Here is a 16,379-nt window from a genome sequence, read left to right as displayed (position 1 = left end):
GCCACCCACGGTACCTCGAGAGGATCAGGTGAGTCCCGCGTAGGAGTGCAAGCCGGAGACGACCATGTTGATGATGAAGAGATTGAACAGCATCGCAACAAAACCGGCGATGTTGATCCAGGCGGCCTTCGTCTCCCGCCACCCGGACGTTGCCCTCGCATGCAGGTAGGCCGCGTAGATCACCCAGGCGATGAAGGACATCGTCTCCTTCGGATCCCAACCCCAGAAGCGTCCCCACGCAGCTTCCGCCCAGATGGCACCGAGGATGACGCCGGCGCCGAACAGCGGAAACGCGATGATCGTGCTCTTGTACGCCAAGCGGTCGAGAGTCTGGGCATCCGGCAGTCGCTCTGCGATCCGGCCACCGATGCTCGTGCCTTCCTCACCGGGCGGGAACTTCAGTCGCAGCAGGAACAGAAGGCTCGCGATACCGCCGATCATGAAGATTCCGGAGCCGACGCTGACGATCGTCACGTGAATCGGAAGCCAGTACGAGCGTAGCGCCGGCACCACGGGAGCCGCGTCGGCGTAGAGGACCGTGCCGGCGAGGAACATCAAGATCAGAACCGGCACCAGCAAGAAGACCCACATCGGACGGTACGCCGGCTTGATCAACAGGACGTGCCCGACCAGCAACGACGCCGCACACGCCATCGCCACGAATTCGTACATGTTGCCGAGCGGGAATCGTTCCGTCGCAAATCCGCGGAGCACGATCGACGCGATGATCAGCACCGTTCCGACGACCAGGACAGCTCGGCCCATTCCGCCGAATCGTTCCGAGAGCGACTTGCTCGGAGTCTCCGCGACCCTGCCAGGCACGGATGCGTCGACACCGCCGGCGGAGACCAGTTCCTTGTCCTGAACCGCCTTTGCTCTGGCCGACGCGTACTGCACGATGAGCAGCACAAACGCCAGCACGAGCACGGTGAAGGCGGACTTGAAGGCCCAGTCGCTGTACTGCGCGAGTGTCTCGTTCGTTGTCATCGGGCGTTCTCCTGCGCGTGCGGTTGGTTCACCGCGGTGGTCGGATTGCTTTTCAGCAAGCGGTCGGCGAGGCGGTCGAACTCGTCGCCCCAGCCTGCGTGGTCGGTGCGGGCAAGCCCACCAAGTTCTACTACAGTACGTCGTTCGTCATCTGGATAGATACGTGCCCAGACGCGGCGACGCTTGATCACGAGCGAGACGAGTAGGCCCGCCATCATGGTCAACGCCGAAACCAACACCCACACCTGAGCGGGATCGTGGGAGACCTGCAGGTTCACGAAGTCGACGGCACCATCGAATCGCACCTGGGTTCCGTCGGCAAGCGTCGCGCTCTCCCCCGGAAACAGATTGACTCGATCCTGCTTGACCAGTCGGCCCTGATTGATCAGTTCGGTGTTGAGTTCGAACAGCGATTGCGGGTTACCGGTATCGAGTCCGGTGTCGCCCTTGTAGATGTCGATGGCGACTGCCGGATCGTTCATCGCCGGGTAGCTCGACGACAGCAGGTTGCCGTGGAACAGCGCGGTGGGCGCGAACAATCCTTCGATGGCAATCTGATTCTTCCGACGCTCGTCCGCATCGGGATACATGCCGCCCGGCGGGTCGAAGCGCATCGCGCCACTGCTGAGGAACGTCGTGGCGTCGTCCGGACGCCACTGGAGCGTCTCGGTGCGGGTCTCACCGTTCGGGAACGTGACGGTGAATGTCGGCGCGTATCCGTGTCCCTGCAGGTACACACGATCGCCGGCGATCCGCAGTGGGTGGTTCACCTGGATGGTCGTGTCCCGCCAGGTATCGGACTCGAGGTCGTCGCCTGCCTGGTACGAGATGTCCGAGGTGAACATCTCGGCCTGACCGGTCTCGAGGTAGTCGGCCTGGAAATTCTTCACACGTACACACAGCGGGGTCATGCCGGTGCCGTCGAGGCTCAGACCGGCGACGAAGGAGTCGAACACTGCCGGCGAGGTCGTGCAGAACCCGGGGCCGTCGTTGGCGATGACGATGCGATTGCCCTCGTAGCCGAACAACTTGCCCGCGGCGATCGCGATCAACAATCCGACCAGCGAGAGGTGGAACACGAGGTTGCCGAACTCGCGGAGGTATCCCTTCTCCGCCGAGATGGTGATCTCGCCTTCGCGTCGTGATTTCGAATCGCCGCGACGCGTTTCGACGCGCCACCCGCGCAGTTCTTTCGACACCCGGGCAGCAAGTTCGTCAGGAGTCTCGCCGTCCACGACGCTCGTGGTGTGGTGCGGCAGGCGAGCAAGATTGCGCGGCGCATTCACCGGACGGGTGCGCAGCGCCTTCGCGTGCTCCACGCAACGCGGCAGGATGCAGCCGACCAGCGAGATGAAGAGCAATGCGTAGATCGCGGTGAACCAGAAACTGCTGAACACGTCGAACAATTCGAGGCGGTCCATCCACGGACCGAGCGTCGGACGCGCGGCGATGTAGTCGGTGACCTTGCCCTCGTTGAGGGTTCGCTGTGGCAGCAGGGCGCCGGGGATCGCAGCGAGCGCGAGGAGGAACAGCAGTACCAGCGCGGTCCGCATCGAGGTGAGCCCGCGCCAGGTGTTGCGCCCGAGTGCAACGACTCGACCGATCACCGACTGCTTCGGCAGCACGGGTTTCGGGTGGTCGTTATTGTCGTCAGCTGTCATATCGGCAGCGTCACCTCCGAGATAAATGCGTCGCGAACCCAGCCGACGAACTGGTCCCACGCGCCGGTGACGAGGGCGATTCCCACTGCCACCAACATGATTCCGCCGAAAATTTGAATGGTGCGTGCATTACGACGCAACCAGCCGACGCCGGTCAGCGCGCGCGCGGATCCCAGCGCCAAGATGATGAACGGCAGGCCGAGTCCGATGCAGTATGCGACGATCAACGTGACACCACGCGCGGCCGTCATCCCGTCGGTTCCCGCCGCTACGGACATCACGCCTGCCAATGTCGGACCGAGGCACGGCGTCCAGCCCAGAGCGAACACTCCCCCGAGCAGCGGCGCACCCACCAGTGACGACACGCGACGCGGTTCGAAACGAACGTCCTTCTGCAGCGCCGGAATCAGCCCGATGAAGACGAGACCCATTGCGATGGTGACGACACCGCCCACTCGCATCAGGACCTCGCGGTTGACGAGCAGCGTGGAGATTACGCCGAATACCGACGCGGTCGCGAGGACGAACACAACGGTGAAGCCCGCGACGAACAGTCCGGCCGCACCGGCCACCCTCAGTCGACTGCTCCGGGTGATCGTCCGCGTCTTCGCTTCTTCGGCGGTGATCGCGGGAGCGTCGGCACCGACGACGCCGGCCAGGTAGGACAGGTAGCCGGGAACGAGCGGCACGACGCACGGTGAAGCGAACGACACCAGACCGGCGAGCACACAGGCGCCGAGGGCGAGCAGAAGCGGACCGGACGACGCCGCGTTCTGAAACGCTTCGCCCACACCGGCACTCAATGTGTCGCTGCCGGCCAGCAGCGTAGTGGTCGTGGTTGTCATCTTTACTGCGCGTCTTCCTGAGCTACTCGCTGGACGACGGGCAGCAAATCCTCGGCGAGAAGTTCTTGGAGGAACACCGCGGCGACGCGATGCTGGCGGTCCAGGACGATCGTCGTCGGAATGACCGACGTGGGGTAGCCGTCACCGAGGGCGATCAGCGAACGCATCGACGGGTCGTAGATCGACGGGTACGAGACCTTGTTGTCGACCACGAAGTCCTGCGCTTTGTTCTTGGTGTCGTCGCGGACGTTGATGCCGAGGAACTGCACGCCCGAATCCTTGGTCTGCTCGTAGACCTGTTCCAGGTCGTCGGCTTCGGCGCGGCACGGTCCGCACCACTGACCCCAGACGTTGAGGACGACGACCTTGCCCTCGAAGTCCTCGACACCGACCTTCTGACCTTCGTTCATCAGATCGGGCCCGGAGAGCTTGCCGATGGTGCCTCGGTCGGACGGCGGATCGTAGAAGATCTTGGTTTGTCCGCCCGGTGAGACGAAGTCGAAAGTTCCGCCCTGTGCGACGGCGTCGTCGCCGGTCGCGCAGGACGAGAGAAGAAGCATCGCCGACGCAGCGGCTGCGAATGCTGCGGCGATGCGGCGCGAAATCATGCTCCTGTCACTCTCGGGTCGGAGGCGCCGGCAGGTTCGGAGTAGACGATGTCGACCAGGGTGTCGCCTTCGTAGACCAGTGACGTCAACGACGCCAGTCCACACTGACGGTGACGGGGATCGTGCCACAGACGCTCACCCTGCAGGAATCGACGCAGAGTCCAGACCGGAAGCTGATGGCTGACGACGACGGCTTCGTGTCCGACTGCCGCGACGCGTGCGGCATTGACGGCTGCGAGCATGCGATGCGCGATCTGCAGGTAGGGCTCGCCCCAGGACGGGGTGAACGGGTCACGCAGTTTCCACCAGTGACGCGGACGCGAGAGCGCACCGTCCCCGACGGCAACCTTGAGACCCTCGAACTCGTTGCCTGCCTCGATCAGGTTTTCGTCCGTGACGATGTCGAGCTTGTGTGCCTCGGCGATCGGAGTCGCGGTCTCTTGCGCCCGCTGCAGCGGCGACGCGACCACGTGGGTGATGTCGTGATCGGCGAGCACCGACGCGACCGCACGAGCCTGAGCTTCGCCCGCCACCGACAACCGGAAGCCCGGGAGCCGTCCGTAGAGGATCCCGCGCGGGTTGTGTACTTCGCCGTGGCGCAGGACGTGGACGATGGTGCGGGTGGACGTGTGGTCGGGGTGATCGGCGTCGGTCACAGTCGAGGGTCCTCGCTGAAGATGATGGATGTCGGAAGCGTGCGGGTGTTCTGGAATGGGAACTGGTCAGGGCTTGACGGCAGCAGCTGCGGCCTTGGCTGCGTGAGGCATGGCGTCGGCGATGATCGAGAAGGCTCGATCGTCGAGGGCTGCGGAGACGAACCACGCTTCGAACGCGCTCGGCGGCGGGTACACGCCGCGGGAGAGCAGTGCGTGGAAGAAGGCGGGGAATCGCCAGGTCTGCGCGGCTTTGGCTTCGTCGTAGTTGGTCACCGTGTTCTCGGTGAAGAACACGCTCACCAAGGTGCCTGCGTACTGCACTCGGTGTTCGACGCCTTCGGCGGTGAGTGCTTGGGTCATGAGGTCGCCGAGGGCGGTCGCGTTCCGGCCGAGCTTGGCGTACACCTCGGCGTCGGCGGCGCGCAGGCTCGCGAGTCCGGCGGCGACGGCTACGGGGTTACCCGAGAGGGTGCCTGCCTGGTAGACGGGACCGTCCGGTGCGAGGTGGCCCATGATGTCGGCGCGGCCGCCGAATGCTGCGGCAGGCAGGCCGCCGCTCATGACCTTGCCGAAGGTGTAGAGGTCGCCTGCGACGTTGTCGATGCCGTACCAACCCGAGGCACTGACGCGGAATCCGGTCATCACCTCGTCCATGATCAGGAGTGCGCCGTGCTCACGGGTGAGACGACGCAGACCCTCGTTGAAACCGGGAAGCGGTGCGACGGCGCCCATGTTTCCGGCGGCAGCTTCGGTGATGACGCACGCGATGGCGCCGGGATTGGCCGCGAAGGCCGCGGCCACCGCGTCGAGATCGTTGTAGCGCACGACGATGGTGTCTTCTGCTTGAGCGCCGGTCACGCCGGGAGAGGTCGGCAGCCCGAACGTCGCGAGGCCGGATCCGGCGTCGGCGAGAAGGGCGTCGACGTGGCCGTGGTAGCAACCGGAGAACTTGACGATCTTGGTCCGCCCGGTGAATCCGCGGGCGAGGCGGACTGCGCTCATCGTGGCTTCGGTTCCGGAGTTGACCAGGCGAACCTTTTCCACGGGCGCGACGCGGGCGACGATTTCCTCGGCGAGAGCGACTTCGCCTTCGGTCGGCGCACCGAAGGAGAGACCTCCGAGCGCGGCTTCGCGAACGGCTTCGACGACTGCCGGGTGAGCGTGCCCGAGAATCATCGGACCCCAGGACGACACCAGGTCGACGTAGTTGTTTCCGTCGACGTCGGTGAGGGTGTAGCCGGATGCTTCGCGAATGAATCGCGGTGTTCCGCCGACCGAACCGAACGCGCGGACGGGCGAGTTGACGCCACCCGGAATCACGTTGCCGGCACGTTCGAAGAGCCGAGCGGAGTTCGTTGCATGCACGTCGGGATCACCGGAAGACACAGTCACGGCTTCCAGTGTCCCAGTTCTGTCGAATCTGACAACGACAGGGTGTAGGACTTCGGTGCTCGAGGCGAGTTTTCCGGTCGAACCGGGCCCCGCGTGAGACGATTCCGGGCATGAAGCGACTGTTGACGACGCTGATGGTCTCGGCTGCGATTCTTCTCACATCGTGTGGTTCGGACGCTTCGAACGACGACAAGGCGACAGTTTCGTCGCCGCCGAGCGCCACCGACTCGGCTCGAACCACCGCGGCGACGAGCACCGACCCCGCGTTTCTCGGCGGGTGTTCGGCGGTGTCCGTCTACGTTCAGCAGCGTGTTCAGAGCGGCGACACGTCGACCCAGACGGCGGGCGCCGACTTCCTGAAGATCGTCGAGAACGACCCTTCGTACCAGGCTATGTCCGAGAGCGAGAAGGAACTCTTCCGCCAAGGAATCGAAGCGGGTGCCGCGGGCTCCTGCTGAATGTGAGGTTGGGATCGAACCGGGTTGCCCGCGGTGCGCTACGCGCTATCGTCGGTTCCATGGCCACCACAGCGGACCACCTCAGGACAACACTCGACGGACGCTGGCGGGAGGTGCGTGAGCGCGTTCGCGGCGAATTGAACGACGAACGTTTTGCTCCGCACTACACACCCAACACCGCCATTGCGCGCTCCAAGGCTCTCGAACAGATGCGGGTCCTCGCCGATCTCGGGTACGCCGCAAACGGTTTCGCCGTCTCTCACGGCGGAACGGGCGACGCGGGTGGCGCCGTCACCAGCATCGAGATGCTCGCGATGTCCGACCTCTCACTGATGGTCAAGGCCGGCGTCCAGTGGGGTCTGTTCGGCGGCGCCATCGAAAACCTCGGCACCGAGCGTCACCACCAGGCGTACGTCAAGCCGCTGATCGATCTGGACCTGCTCGGTTGCTTTGCGATGACCGAGACCGGTCACGGCAGCGACGTCCAGGAACTCGAAACCACGGCGACCTACGACGTCGAGACGGGCGAGTTCGTCGTCAACTCCCCCACTCCGTCCTCTCGCAAGGACTACATCGGCGGCGCTGCCCAGCACGCCACCGTCGCAGCGGTGTTCGCACAGCTGATCACCGGAGGCGAAAGTCAGGGCGTCCACTGCTTTGTCGTGCCGATTCGTGACGACGCCGGCAACGACCTCCCCGGCGTCACGACGTCCGACTGCGGGCTCAAGGGTGGACTGCCCGGAGTCGACAACGGCCGCATCGTCTTCGACCAGGTCCGCATCCCGCGTGAGAATCTACTCAACCGTTACGCCGACGTCGCCGAGGACGGCACGTACAGTTCGGCGATCGAGAACCCGAACCGTCGTTTCTTCACGATGGTCGGCACACTGGTTCGTGGACGTGTCACCGTCGGTGGTTCCGCGGCAGCGGCCGCCCGCGTCGGATTGGCCATCGCCGGTCGATATGCCCTGCAGCGCAGGCAGTTCAGTGCTCCGAAGAGTGACGACGAAGTCCTGATCATGGACTACCTCGTCCACCAGAAGCGCCTGCTACCGTTGATCGCCCGCTCGTACGCTCTGCAGTTCGCACAGAACGAACTCGTAGCCGCGATGCACGACATCCAGAGCAGCGACGACCCGGATCCGCAGGAGCAGCGCGAACTCGAAGGTCGCGCCGCCGGACTCAAGGCCGCCAACACCTGGCATGCCACTCGGGCCATCCAGGAGGCACGCGAAGCCTGCGGCGGCGCAGGCTATCTCGCCGAGAACCGCCTCACCGCACTCAAGGCGGACACCGACGTCTTCACCACGTTCGAGGGTGACAACCACGTTCTGACGCAGTTGGTCGCAAAAGAACTCCTCACCTCCTACGCCGACGAAGTCCGCGGCATGAGCCCTGTCGACTGGATGCGCTTCGCCGCTACGACGGTCTCCGACGTGGTCAAGAAACGCACGGCAGCGCAGCAGATCCTGCAGACGATCGTCGACACTCGCCAGGACAACGAAGAGGACGGCAGCCTCTTCAATCGCGGCACCCAGATGAAGATGTTCGAAGACCGCGAAGAGTACCTACTCGCCACTGCGGCAAGGCGATTGCAGGCAGCACAGAAGCGCGAGGAGAACCCGTTCGACGCGTTCAACTTCGTGCAGGACCACGTACTCAAAGCCGCTCAGGCGCACATCGAGCGCGTCATCCTGGAAGCATTCGTCGCCGGCATCGACTCGTGTGAGGACGAGACCGCAAAGGAACTCTTCGGCGAGGTGTGCGATCTCTACGCACTGTCCGTGATCGAAGAGGACAAGGCCTGGTTCATGGAGCACCGGCATCTGTCGGTGGAGCGTTCGAAGGCCGTGACGCGCGGAATCAACGAGCGTTGCCGCACCCTGCGCCCCCACGTCGAGACACTGATCGACGGGTTCGGCATTCCGGACATCCTGCTGGGGTCCGCGATGCTCGACGGACCGGGCACCGACGCGGTACGGCTGAAGTAAAGGGTTCGGGTGGGGTCGGCAATCGCCGGCCCCACCACACTCAGTGCGCTGCTGCCTTTTTCGACTGGCGAGAGGCGAGCAGTCCGGTCAGGCCGAGTGCCGCGACCAGCCAGATCCCCAGAACGAGCAGGTGCGGTCCGGCGCCGTTGCCACTGAAGTAGATGACGGAGCGGATGGGCTCCATGGCTGCCGATCCGAGCCAGAACGAATGGATGTGCTGCCAGAATCCCGGCAGGAACGACACCGGAATGGCACCACCCGAACTCGGGAAGTTGATGAAAACGAGCACCGTCAGCACCGCGAAGATCGCGGCTTGGCCGAGCAGTCGATTGAGCAGAATGCTCACCGCACCGACGGTGAACGTGTAAACCATCGAGATTCCCAGCAGTTGCAGGATCTGGCCGAACGACGCCCCGAAGGCGTGCATGAAGATGCTGGTGATGCCGAAGGCTATGAGCGGGGTGAGTATCGCCGCACCGGCCAGGATCGAATACTGCTCGCGCAACCGCATTCTCGGCGCAACCTGACTGAGCACCGTGATGGTCAGGTAGCCACCGAGGGTGCAGACGATCAGGAAGTAGAAGAGTCCGACAGTCGAGGAGTCGCGCGCCGTGACAGGCGCCGAGTCGATCACCGTGACCTGCTGCCCCGTCTGCTCCGCAACCGAATGCGCCAAGCTGCTCACCACGGAAACCGTCGAGGCGCCCGCGCCGGTGGCGATATGTGCGGTCACGGTGTCACCGATCTCGATGGCGCCGATCGCATCGCGGTTGTCGATCCGAGAGAGTGCGTCGGCGGCGTTGGCTGTGGCAACGATGTCGAACTTGTCACCCGTCGAAGCCTGGATTCCGTCGATCAGCGGGGCCGTGACGGACGGCGACCCGACCACCACGATCGGTGCCTGATTCGGCGTCGGCGCATGGAAGGCGCTGACGTAGCACAGGCAGAACATGATGACGAAGAACAACGGAAATGCGAGTCCACTGCCCACCATCTTCCAATTGGTCGGCGGATCGACAACTTCTTCGCTGGGTACTCGGACGTCGGTATCTGTCATATTCCACGCTCTCTTCACTAACCGCATCTAGCTGTCAACACCGTTGACAGACTCAACAGTCAACACCGTTGACACGTTATAGTCAACGCCGTTGACAACGCGGTCGGCGAGCGAGCACGGAGGTCGATGTCGTGACACCCACGAGGCACACGCCAGAGCAGGAGCAACCCTCGACATCCGAGGCGATTCGCGCGGCGGCGTTCCAACTGTTCGGCGAGCACGGGTTCGGCGGCACGTCAGTTCGCGCCATCGCCAAAGTTGCCGGAATCGATCCGGCCCTGGTCATCCGGCATTTCGGGTCCAAAGAAGCACTGTTCCTGGAAACCACGCCGGTTGCGGACTACTTCGAAGGCCAGTTCGACGGCCCACTCGACACCCTCGGTGAGCGAATCGCCGCCTTCGTCCTGGGCAAGGCCGACGCCCGGATGCTGTCGGTGTACACAGCGCTCATGCGAGCGTCGGACAGTCCACGCATCCGGGAGCGACTCAGAGACATGACCGGAGTATTCGCCACCAATCTCGCCGCTCGTCTAGACGGCGAAGACGCGTACACCCGCGCACTCCTGGTCTCCGCCCAGGTGTCCGGGCTGTTGAGCGTCCTCAGCGACGAGAGTATCCCCCAGTCCGCAGATCGCGACGAGTTGGCAAAACTCTACGGCCGGGCGATGCAGACGCTGATCGATCAGTACTGAGCGATGACCTCCTCGGCAAACCGCCGAACGGAGTCGAGTCGCCCCTGACGATCACCGGCGTCAACTCCGTAGCGATACCAGGGCAAAACTCTGATTTCCGTGACTCCGAGAGTCTCGAGTTCGCGATATCCGTCCAGATCACGAACATCCGTCGGCGAGACGTTGACGCCGAAAGGAACATCGGCACGACCGTACTCGACCCGCAATTCCGTGAGACAATCGATGGCGCAGGCTAATTCGGCTTTGGTCGTGTTCACCGACATCCAACCGTCAGCCAGCCTGGCTGCACGACGCAACCCCGGTTCGCTGTGCCCACCGATGTAGATCGGAACCGGAAGCTCCGGAGCAGGACTGATCATCAGAGCGTCGAAATCGTAGTGCTTGCCGTGGTATTCGACCCATTCCGGCCCACGTCCCGCACACACCGCCTTGATGATCTCGATGGCTTCGTCGGTACGCGCGCCGCGGGTGCGCATCTCGGTACCGGTGAAGGTGAATTCCTCGGGAATCCAGGACAAACCGACGCCGAGAGCGACGCGGTTCCTCGACATCACGGCCATGGTCGCGACCTGCTTGGCTGTCAACAGCGGATCGCGCAGTGGAAGTTTGAACACGTTGGTGTAGAACTGAATTCGCGATGTGACGGCCGCCATCGCCGCCATGGCAATGAACGGATCAGGCATCGGCGTCTCCGGCGCCCACATCCGCTTCCCGTCAGCAGTGTACGGGTACGGCGCCGACACCTGCTCCGGATAGAACACGGAATCCGGCATCGCGATTCCGTCGAACCCCACCTCTTCGGCGACCTGCGCCAACTCGCACAGTTCCAGGGCGTCGATCATCGCACCCGCCAAGGACCACTTCATCGTTCCACCGTTTCGCCGTTGGGCGAGATCCAAGCGCCGCCCAAGAACATGATGTCGGTGATGTTGCGTACGACGCCGTGAACGTTGCCGTCCCATGCGGTCAACACCGACGCCGGCCCCCAGATCACGTAAGGCACAGTCACGTTGGCGTACTCCTGCACCTTGCTGATCGCCTCACGGACAGCATCGTCCGTCGATGCCGTCTGCACAGCTGTGATCATCGCGTCCATCTCCGGGTCCGCGAAGCCGGACGGGTTGTTCTTCGAATCACTGGCCATACTGTTGTACAAATTGAGGTACGGCGCTTCTTCTCCGACCGGAGCGCCACCTCTGGTCATGTCGAAATCGTGGTCCTTGTATACCCGTCGAACCAGATCGGTCACATCGGTCGCGTAGTCGATGGTGACGTCGAAACCGATCGCGTTCAGCGACGCCTGAACCGTCAGTGCCGTCGCCTGTTGGCTCGGCTCCGAGGTGGTGAGGTAGCGGAGTTTCCCGTCGTACCCGTCGGACTTCGCTTGATCGAGCAGCGCCTTTGCCTTCACCTGATCGAACGGAATGCCTGCTGTGTTGTTGAACCAACGTGACGTCTGCGGGACCAGTTCGGAACTGGCGGTGCCCAATCCGTTGTTCGCCCGGGTATTGACCGCCGCCGGATCCACCCCGTAGGCGATCGCCTGACGGACGCGAACATCGGCCCCGGGCTTGCCCTCACGGTTGTTGATCGTGCCGATCCCGTTCTGTCCGGTCGGACTGAGGTAACCCGAGTATCCGTCGTCGAGAGCTTGTTCGATCACGGCCTCGTCGCGGAGAATGTACGTCATGTCGATCTGGCCGCTCTTCAACGATTCGTACTGAGACTGCGCACCCGACGTGGGAACAAACCGCACTGTGTCCAGTGGAGGTTTACCGCCCTGATAATCCGTGCGTGCGGCGAGTACCAGTTCTTCGTGCGGGGCGAACTTGGCCAAGGTGAACGGACCCGCCCCGATCGGTGTGAACGCTCTCTCCCCGGTTCCTGAAACCGACCCTGCCTCTCCCCCTGAACTTCGCGCAACGATCATTCCGGGCCCGAGCGACAACAGCGCCGGGAATTGACGCCAGGGCCGCTCGAGCACGAATTCGACTGTGGTGGCGTCGGGCGTCTCGATCCGATCCACGATGTTGAGCCAGGTCTGCGATACATCACCCTTGCCTGCCACGAATCGATCGATACTCCACTTCACCGCTTCCGCGTCGAGCGGACTTCCGTCGCTGAAGGTGAGGCCGTCAGCCAAAGTGACGGTGTACGAGGTGAAGTCGCTGTTGTTCGACAGTGTCTTCGCGAGTTGTGGCACGAAGCTCCCGTTTGTGGAGTCGCTGCGTACCAGCGTGTCGTAAATCGCGGCCATTTCGGTTCCGCCGGTCGAACCGGCGGCTTGCGTTCTCGTGGGGTCCAACGAGGAAGGGAACGAATAGGACCCGAAGGTGAGAACACCGCCGTCGATCCGCTCCCCCACATCTGGGGCGCCCACAAAACCAGCTGCGCCACTACTGCTCGGTGAAGCCGATCCCGAGTTGTCCCCACTGCTCGACGCGCAGCCGGCCAACATCAATGCACCGGCAAGCCCGAGCGCGACAAAGCGAGGGCCGAACCTAATCTTCCTGGTGTACATACGTTCCCAATCTCCGTCAGCGTGTCAGATCTTGACTACCTTCGACGTCGGGATCGGGTGCGAGTCCGCCTTGATCCAGCGCAGCGCCCATGTCCCCTCGGCATGCGAATCGGTGTCGATCCAGTTGCCATAACCCGGATCCTTCGCCGCCACGACGATTGTCATGGTGCCGTCGTCGTTGAGCTTCGCGGTGTGATTGTTGATGTAGATGTTCGTGCGGTTGTAGTCGAGGGACTCGACCCAGAAGTTCTGCAGCACGAAGTTGAAGTACTCGCAGTTCGGAACCTCGGTCTCGATGACCCACGCCTCGTCCTCGGCGAGCTTCCAGTAACCGTGGAAGTAGAAGATCGTCGGATCGCCGCCGGCATCCTGGAAGTAGTCCTGTCCCCAGTCGAAGATCTCGTTGGTGTGCGGCTGGAATTTGCGCGACCATTCCAGGAAGGTCTCCGCCATCCCCTTCACGATCCCGACGGACTTGGTGAGGCGCTCGCCGATCTCTTCCGGAGTCAACGGGACGAACTCCCCGTCCGGGTTCAGGCATTCGATGGTCAGATCACCGACAATCTCGTTGCGTCGATCCTGGTGAGTTTGCCGAACGGAGATGAGGTTGCTGTCGGGCGCCAAAGGCAGCCAAGCGCCCTCATCGGGCTTGTCGACGCTCGCGATGAACTCGAAACGGCCGTTCTCGTCGACCTCGAGGTCGTGGATATGCAGATCGCCGGTCTGCAGCATGGTGCCGTCGATGTGGTACCGATTTACGCGCGAGCCGAAGGTGATCAGCGGGACGGTGCCTCGGGTGCCGATGATCCGGTAGTTGTACTTACCGGAAATGTTGGCGCGCATGTAGACGTTGTCCGGGTTGTCGGCACCGATCTTCGTCATCATGTTCGGGTTCGGAGCCGACGAGAACTGCGGCCACCGTGGATCGGTGTACTCGACACAGTTGATCGTGCCGTACCGAAGCAACCGACTCAGGTAGCGGACGCCCTCGGCTTGAGTCAGCGGATCCTGAGGGACGATCTCGTCTTCCAGGACCTTTCCGACCTCGAGCAGATCTGCGCAGAACTTTTCCCAAACAGCATTCATGTGAATCTCCTTGTTTCGGTTGGGGCTTCGCCCTGTGCGCCTTTTTGGTAGTCGGCACTACCAAAAAGGCGCACAGGGCCGGAGGCCTTCAGGGTGTGGTGGAGAACTTCGCTTCGACGTCGGCAGCGCTCACGCCGAAATCCTCGAGCGAATAGCGATGCGACGGACGACGGTGCTCGGCAAGGCTGGCCTGATGCGACGCCTCCACCGCGGCGCGGGCGTCGTCTGTGAAGGGCAGGGCGAACTGTGCATAGATCTTCTCGACGGTGCCGACCGCATCGGCGATGAAGTCCTTGTAGTCGACGTCGATGAACTGATCGGGGTTGTAACGGCTACGGGCATTGTTGAAGTTCGCATTCCCTCGCGCCCACAACTCCAGTTGCGTGCGCCCGATGGCCGGACGATCGAAGGCCCTCGACATGTCGTGTCCGCCCTGCTCTACGAGGCTGAAGGTGGACGCCATCGATGTCAACGGGTCCCGGAAGGTCCGAACGAACAGTGCATCCGGATAGACCGACATGATCTCGTCGATCGCGAAGACATGGCTCGGGCTTTTGAGCACCCACCGTCTGTCCTGGTCGTGCAGCCCGATCAACTGCAGGTTCTTCTTGTGCCGCGCATATGTTTCGGTCCAGTCCTGCTCCGCCAGCCACCGGGTGTAACTCGGCACGTACGCCACCGTCTCGAACGCGGTCGAGAGCATCGTCTGCTGCAGCAGCCGCCAGCATTCCTCGACCTCCTCCGCCCCCATGAAATGAACCTTCATCAGGTCTGCCTCGTTACGCTGGCGAGCACGGTAGAAGGCGTCGGAGCGAACGTAATCTTCGTTCTCCGACCACTTGTCGCGCTCGGGGCGCGGCTGCGGCGTCTCGGCGAGCCACATCTCGGCGCCCTGATGCGCTGGGTCGGCACCGAGCAAACGGTGCAGCGCGGTGCTGCCGGTGCGGGTCAACCCGACCACGAAGATCGGGCGTTCGATCGGAACATCTACGTGCTCTGGATATTTCGCGAATCCGGCCTCACTGGTCAGGCGACCCGCGAGCGCTCCGACGATCATCTTGCGAGCGATCACCTTGCCGTGAGGAGTGAGGTCGGCCTCGTTCTGGAACGACTCGAGGAGAACTCGAAGTCCTTCGAGATAGCTTTCGCTGCCGAAGTTTTCGTACCCGGCCGCCTCGCGCGCAGCCTGGTGCAGGTCATCGATGGAACCGATGCCGTCGTAATCCTGTGTCATGGCTAGTCCTTGTATGAGTTGATCAGTGGTGCGTGTGACCGCAGTTGACGTCGAGACATTGCCCTGTGATGGCCCTCGCTGAATCGGACAGGAGGAAGACGACAGCGTTTGCGATGTCATCTGGCTCCGGCAATCGGCGCAGATCGGCGCCCGCTGCGATCTCGTCGTAGATCATCTTGGGGTCGACTCCTGCCGCCGCCGCCTTCTTCTCGAACATGTTCTTGACCGAGTCCGCCCAGATATAGCCGGGAGCAACCGAATTGACTCGAACGCCCTTGGGACCGAGATCGATCGACAAACTGCGTGCCATTGCCAGGAGCCCGGATTTCATGATGCGGTAGGCCCCGAACCCGGGAAGCTGGTTGCGCAACACCATGGACGTGACCATCACGACGGACCCGTGCGACTCGATCAATGCCGGAGCAAATTCTCTGGTGACGTTCAACGCCGCGAGCAAGTTGATGTCGATGCCCGACTGGATGGACACCACGTCGGCGTCCAGGAGCGGGACCTGCGCGGGTTGAACAAATGCGTTGTTCACCAAGCAATGCACCGCACCGAACTCAGCGACAGTTGTCTCCGCCAACGAAGCGATCGAATCGACGTCGGTGAGGTTCGTCGGGACGGCCAACGCGATTCCGCCGCGGTCTCGAATCTCCCTTGCCACCGATTCCAAGCGCTCGGGTGTGCGGGCAGCCAGAACAACCTTCGCTCCGGCCGCCGCACTCTGCAGCGCAATCGAACGACCCAGCGCCGGGCCCACTCCCGAGACGACGACAACCTTGCCTGCCAGCAGGCCCTGATGGGTCAGCACAGCGCCTGCGGATCGAGAACAACACTCAGGGAGATGATCTTGCCGTTCTCGTCGAACTCGAACACATCGGTGGCAGCGAAGTCAGGGATACCGGCGCGCTGCACCCGAAGCTGCATGGCTGCGTACTTTCCCGTCACCGAAATCGGACCGAGCAGGCTGACTGTGAAATCGACCTGCGCGTTCGCGGTATCGAATTCGCGAATCTCGTCGATTCCGCGGTAGGTCTGGACCCCCAGCGGTTCGTGTTGAACTGCGTCGAGCGCAAACAGCGCAACCAGTCCGTCGACGTCGTGACGTCCGAGACACTTGACGTAATCTTCTACGGCAGAAACTATTTCAGCCCTGTCAGGCATGGATGCTCCTCGTGTTCAGGCGGA

Annotated in this window: 16 protein-coding genes; 3 read left to right on the top strand and 13 right to left on the bottom strand. The window is 62.9% G+C overall.

Annotated features, from left to right (window positions below; translation table 11 throughout):
• Positions 1-24: 24 nt before the first annotated feature.
• The 6 genes from ccsB to hemL form a co-directional block, all read right to left on the bottom strand.
• Positions 25-987: a c-type cytochrome biogenesis protein CcsB gene (gene ccsB / locus AOT96_RS18805; RefSeq protein ID WP_047268895.1), complete on the bottom strand. Its 963-nt coding sequence runs from the start codon at positions 985-987 to the stop codon at positions 25-27.
• Positions 984-2,648, bottom strand: a complete 1,665-nt coding sequence (gene resB / locus AOT96_RS18800; RefSeq protein WP_042453041.1) for a cytochrome c biogenesis protein ResB — start codon at positions 2,646-2,648, stop codon at positions 984-986. Before resB ends, ccsB begins: the two co-directional genes overlap by 4 nt.
• Positions 2,645-3,493, bottom strand: coding sequence for a cytochrome c biogenesis CcdA family protein (locus tag AOT96_RS18795; protein WP_007735278.1), 849 nt, complete (start codon positions 3,491-3,493; stop codon positions 2,645-2,647). Before AOT96_RS18795 ends, resB begins: the two co-directional genes overlap by 4 nt.
• A gap of 2 nt (positions 3,494-3,495) precedes the next feature.
• Positions 3,496-4,101: a TlpA disulfide reductase family protein gene (locus AOT96_RS18790; RefSeq protein WP_007735280.1), complete on the bottom strand. Its 606-nt coding sequence runs from the start codon at positions 4,099-4,101 to the stop codon at positions 3,496-3,498.
• A complete protein-coding gene (locus tag AOT96_RS18785; protein ID WP_003941868.1) occupies positions 4,098-4,757 on the bottom strand; it encodes a histidine phosphatase family protein in 660 nt (219 codons plus the stop codon). The genes AOT96_RS18790 and AOT96_RS18785 overlap by 4 nt, the downstream gene beginning before the upstream one ends.
• A 66-nt stretch (positions 4,758-4,823) precedes the next feature.
• Positions 4,824-6,149 (bottom strand): glutamate-1-semialdehyde 2,1-aminomutase, encoded by a 1,326-nt coding sequence (gene hemL, locus AOT96_RS18780; RefSeq protein WP_037129903.1) that lies wholly within the window; start codon positions 6,147-6,149, stop codon positions 4,824-4,826.
• 110 nt (positions 6,150-6,259) lie between these two features.
• On the opposite strand from hemL, the gene AOT96_RS18775 reads away from it, so the two are divergent.
• Both AOT96_RS18775 and AOT96_RS18770 read left to right on the top strand, forming a co-directional pair.
• Positions 6,260-6,607, top strand: a complete 348-nt coding sequence (locus AOT96_RS18775; protein WP_007735283.1) for a hypothetical protein — start codon at positions 6,260-6,262, stop codon at positions 6,605-6,607.
• Positions 6,608-6,666: 59 nt separating this feature from the next.
• Positions 6,667-8,598 (top strand): acyl-CoA dehydrogenase family protein, encoded by a 1,932-nt coding sequence (locus AOT96_RS18770; protein ID WP_024487810.1) that lies wholly within the window; start codon positions 6,667-6,669, stop codon positions 8,596-8,598.
• Positions 8,599-8,638: 40 nt separating this feature from the next.
• Here the strand turns inward: AOT96_RS18770 and AOT96_RS18765 are convergent, their stop codons facing one another.
• Positions 8,639-9,655 (bottom strand): ABC transporter permease, encoded by a 1,017-nt coding sequence (locus AOT96_RS18765; RefSeq protein ID WP_065352130.1) that lies wholly within the window; start codon positions 9,653-9,655, stop codon positions 8,639-8,641.
• A gap of 131 nt (positions 9,656-9,786) precedes the next feature.
• On the opposite strand from AOT96_RS18765, the gene AOT96_RS18760 reads away from it, so the two are divergent.
• On the top strand, positions 9,787-10,347 hold the full coding sequence (locus AOT96_RS18760) for a TetR/AcrR family transcriptional regulator (protein WP_003941925.1): 561 nt from the start codon (positions 9,787-9,789) through the stop codon (positions 10,345-10,347).
• On the opposite strand, the gene AOT96_RS18755 is transcribed toward AOT96_RS18760, so the two are convergent.
• The 6 genes from AOT96_RS18755 to AOT96_RS18730 form a co-directional block, all read right to left on the bottom strand.
• The gene (locus AOT96_RS18755) at positions 10,338-11,213 is read right to left on the bottom strand and encodes a TIGR03619 family F420-dependent LLM class oxidoreductase (RefSeq protein WP_065352129.1); all 876 of its coding nucleotides are present in this window, start codon (positions 11,211-11,213) and stop codon (positions 10,338-10,340) included. The genes AOT96_RS18760 and AOT96_RS18755 overlap by 10 nt on opposite strands.
• Positions 11,210-12,868 (bottom strand): ABC transporter substrate-binding protein, encoded by a 1,659-nt coding sequence (locus tag AOT96_RS18750; RefSeq protein ID WP_065352128.1) that lies wholly within the window; start codon positions 12,866-12,868, stop codon positions 11,210-11,212. The genes AOT96_RS18755 and AOT96_RS18750 overlap by 4 nt, the downstream gene beginning before the upstream one ends.
• Positions 12,869-12,892: 24 nt before the next feature.
• Entirely contained in the window at positions 12,893-13,954 is a 1,062-nt protein-coding gene (locus AOT96_RS18745; protein ID WP_042925645.1) for a DUF1214 domain-containing protein, read from the bottom strand.
• An 88-nt stretch (positions 13,955-14,042) separates the two neighbouring features.
• Positions 14,043-15,188 carry a sulfotransferase family protein gene (locus tag AOT96_RS18740; protein WP_065352127.1) on the bottom strand — a complete coding sequence of 382 codons (1,146 nt, stop codon included), beginning with the start codon at positions 15,186-15,188 and terminating at the stop codon, positions 14,043-14,045.
• A 22-nt stretch (positions 15,189-15,210) separates the two neighbouring features.
• The gene (locus AOT96_RS18735; RefSeq protein ID WP_054187831.1) at positions 15,211-16,002 is read right to left on the bottom strand and encodes an SDR family oxidoreductase; all 792 of its coding nucleotides are present in this window, start codon (positions 16,000-16,002) and stop codon (positions 15,211-15,213) included.
• Positions 15,996-16,355, bottom strand: coding sequence for a nuclear transport factor 2 family protein (locus AOT96_RS18730; RefSeq protein ID WP_042925649.1), 360 nt, complete (start codon positions 16,353-16,355; stop codon positions 15,996-15,998). The genes AOT96_RS18735 and AOT96_RS18730 overlap by 7 nt, the downstream gene beginning before the upstream one ends.
• Between the last annotated feature and the right edge of the window lie 24 nt (positions 16,356-16,379).

The organism is Rhodococcus sp. 008, from assembly GCF_001682295.1.
Classification (GTDB): Bacteria; Actinomycetota; Actinomycetes; order Mycobacteriales; family Mycobacteriaceae; genus Rhodococcus_F; species Rhodococcus_F qingshengii.
The sequence above is the reverse complement of the archived record's forward strand: the minus strand, read 5'-3'. Positions and strand labels throughout refer to the sequence as shown.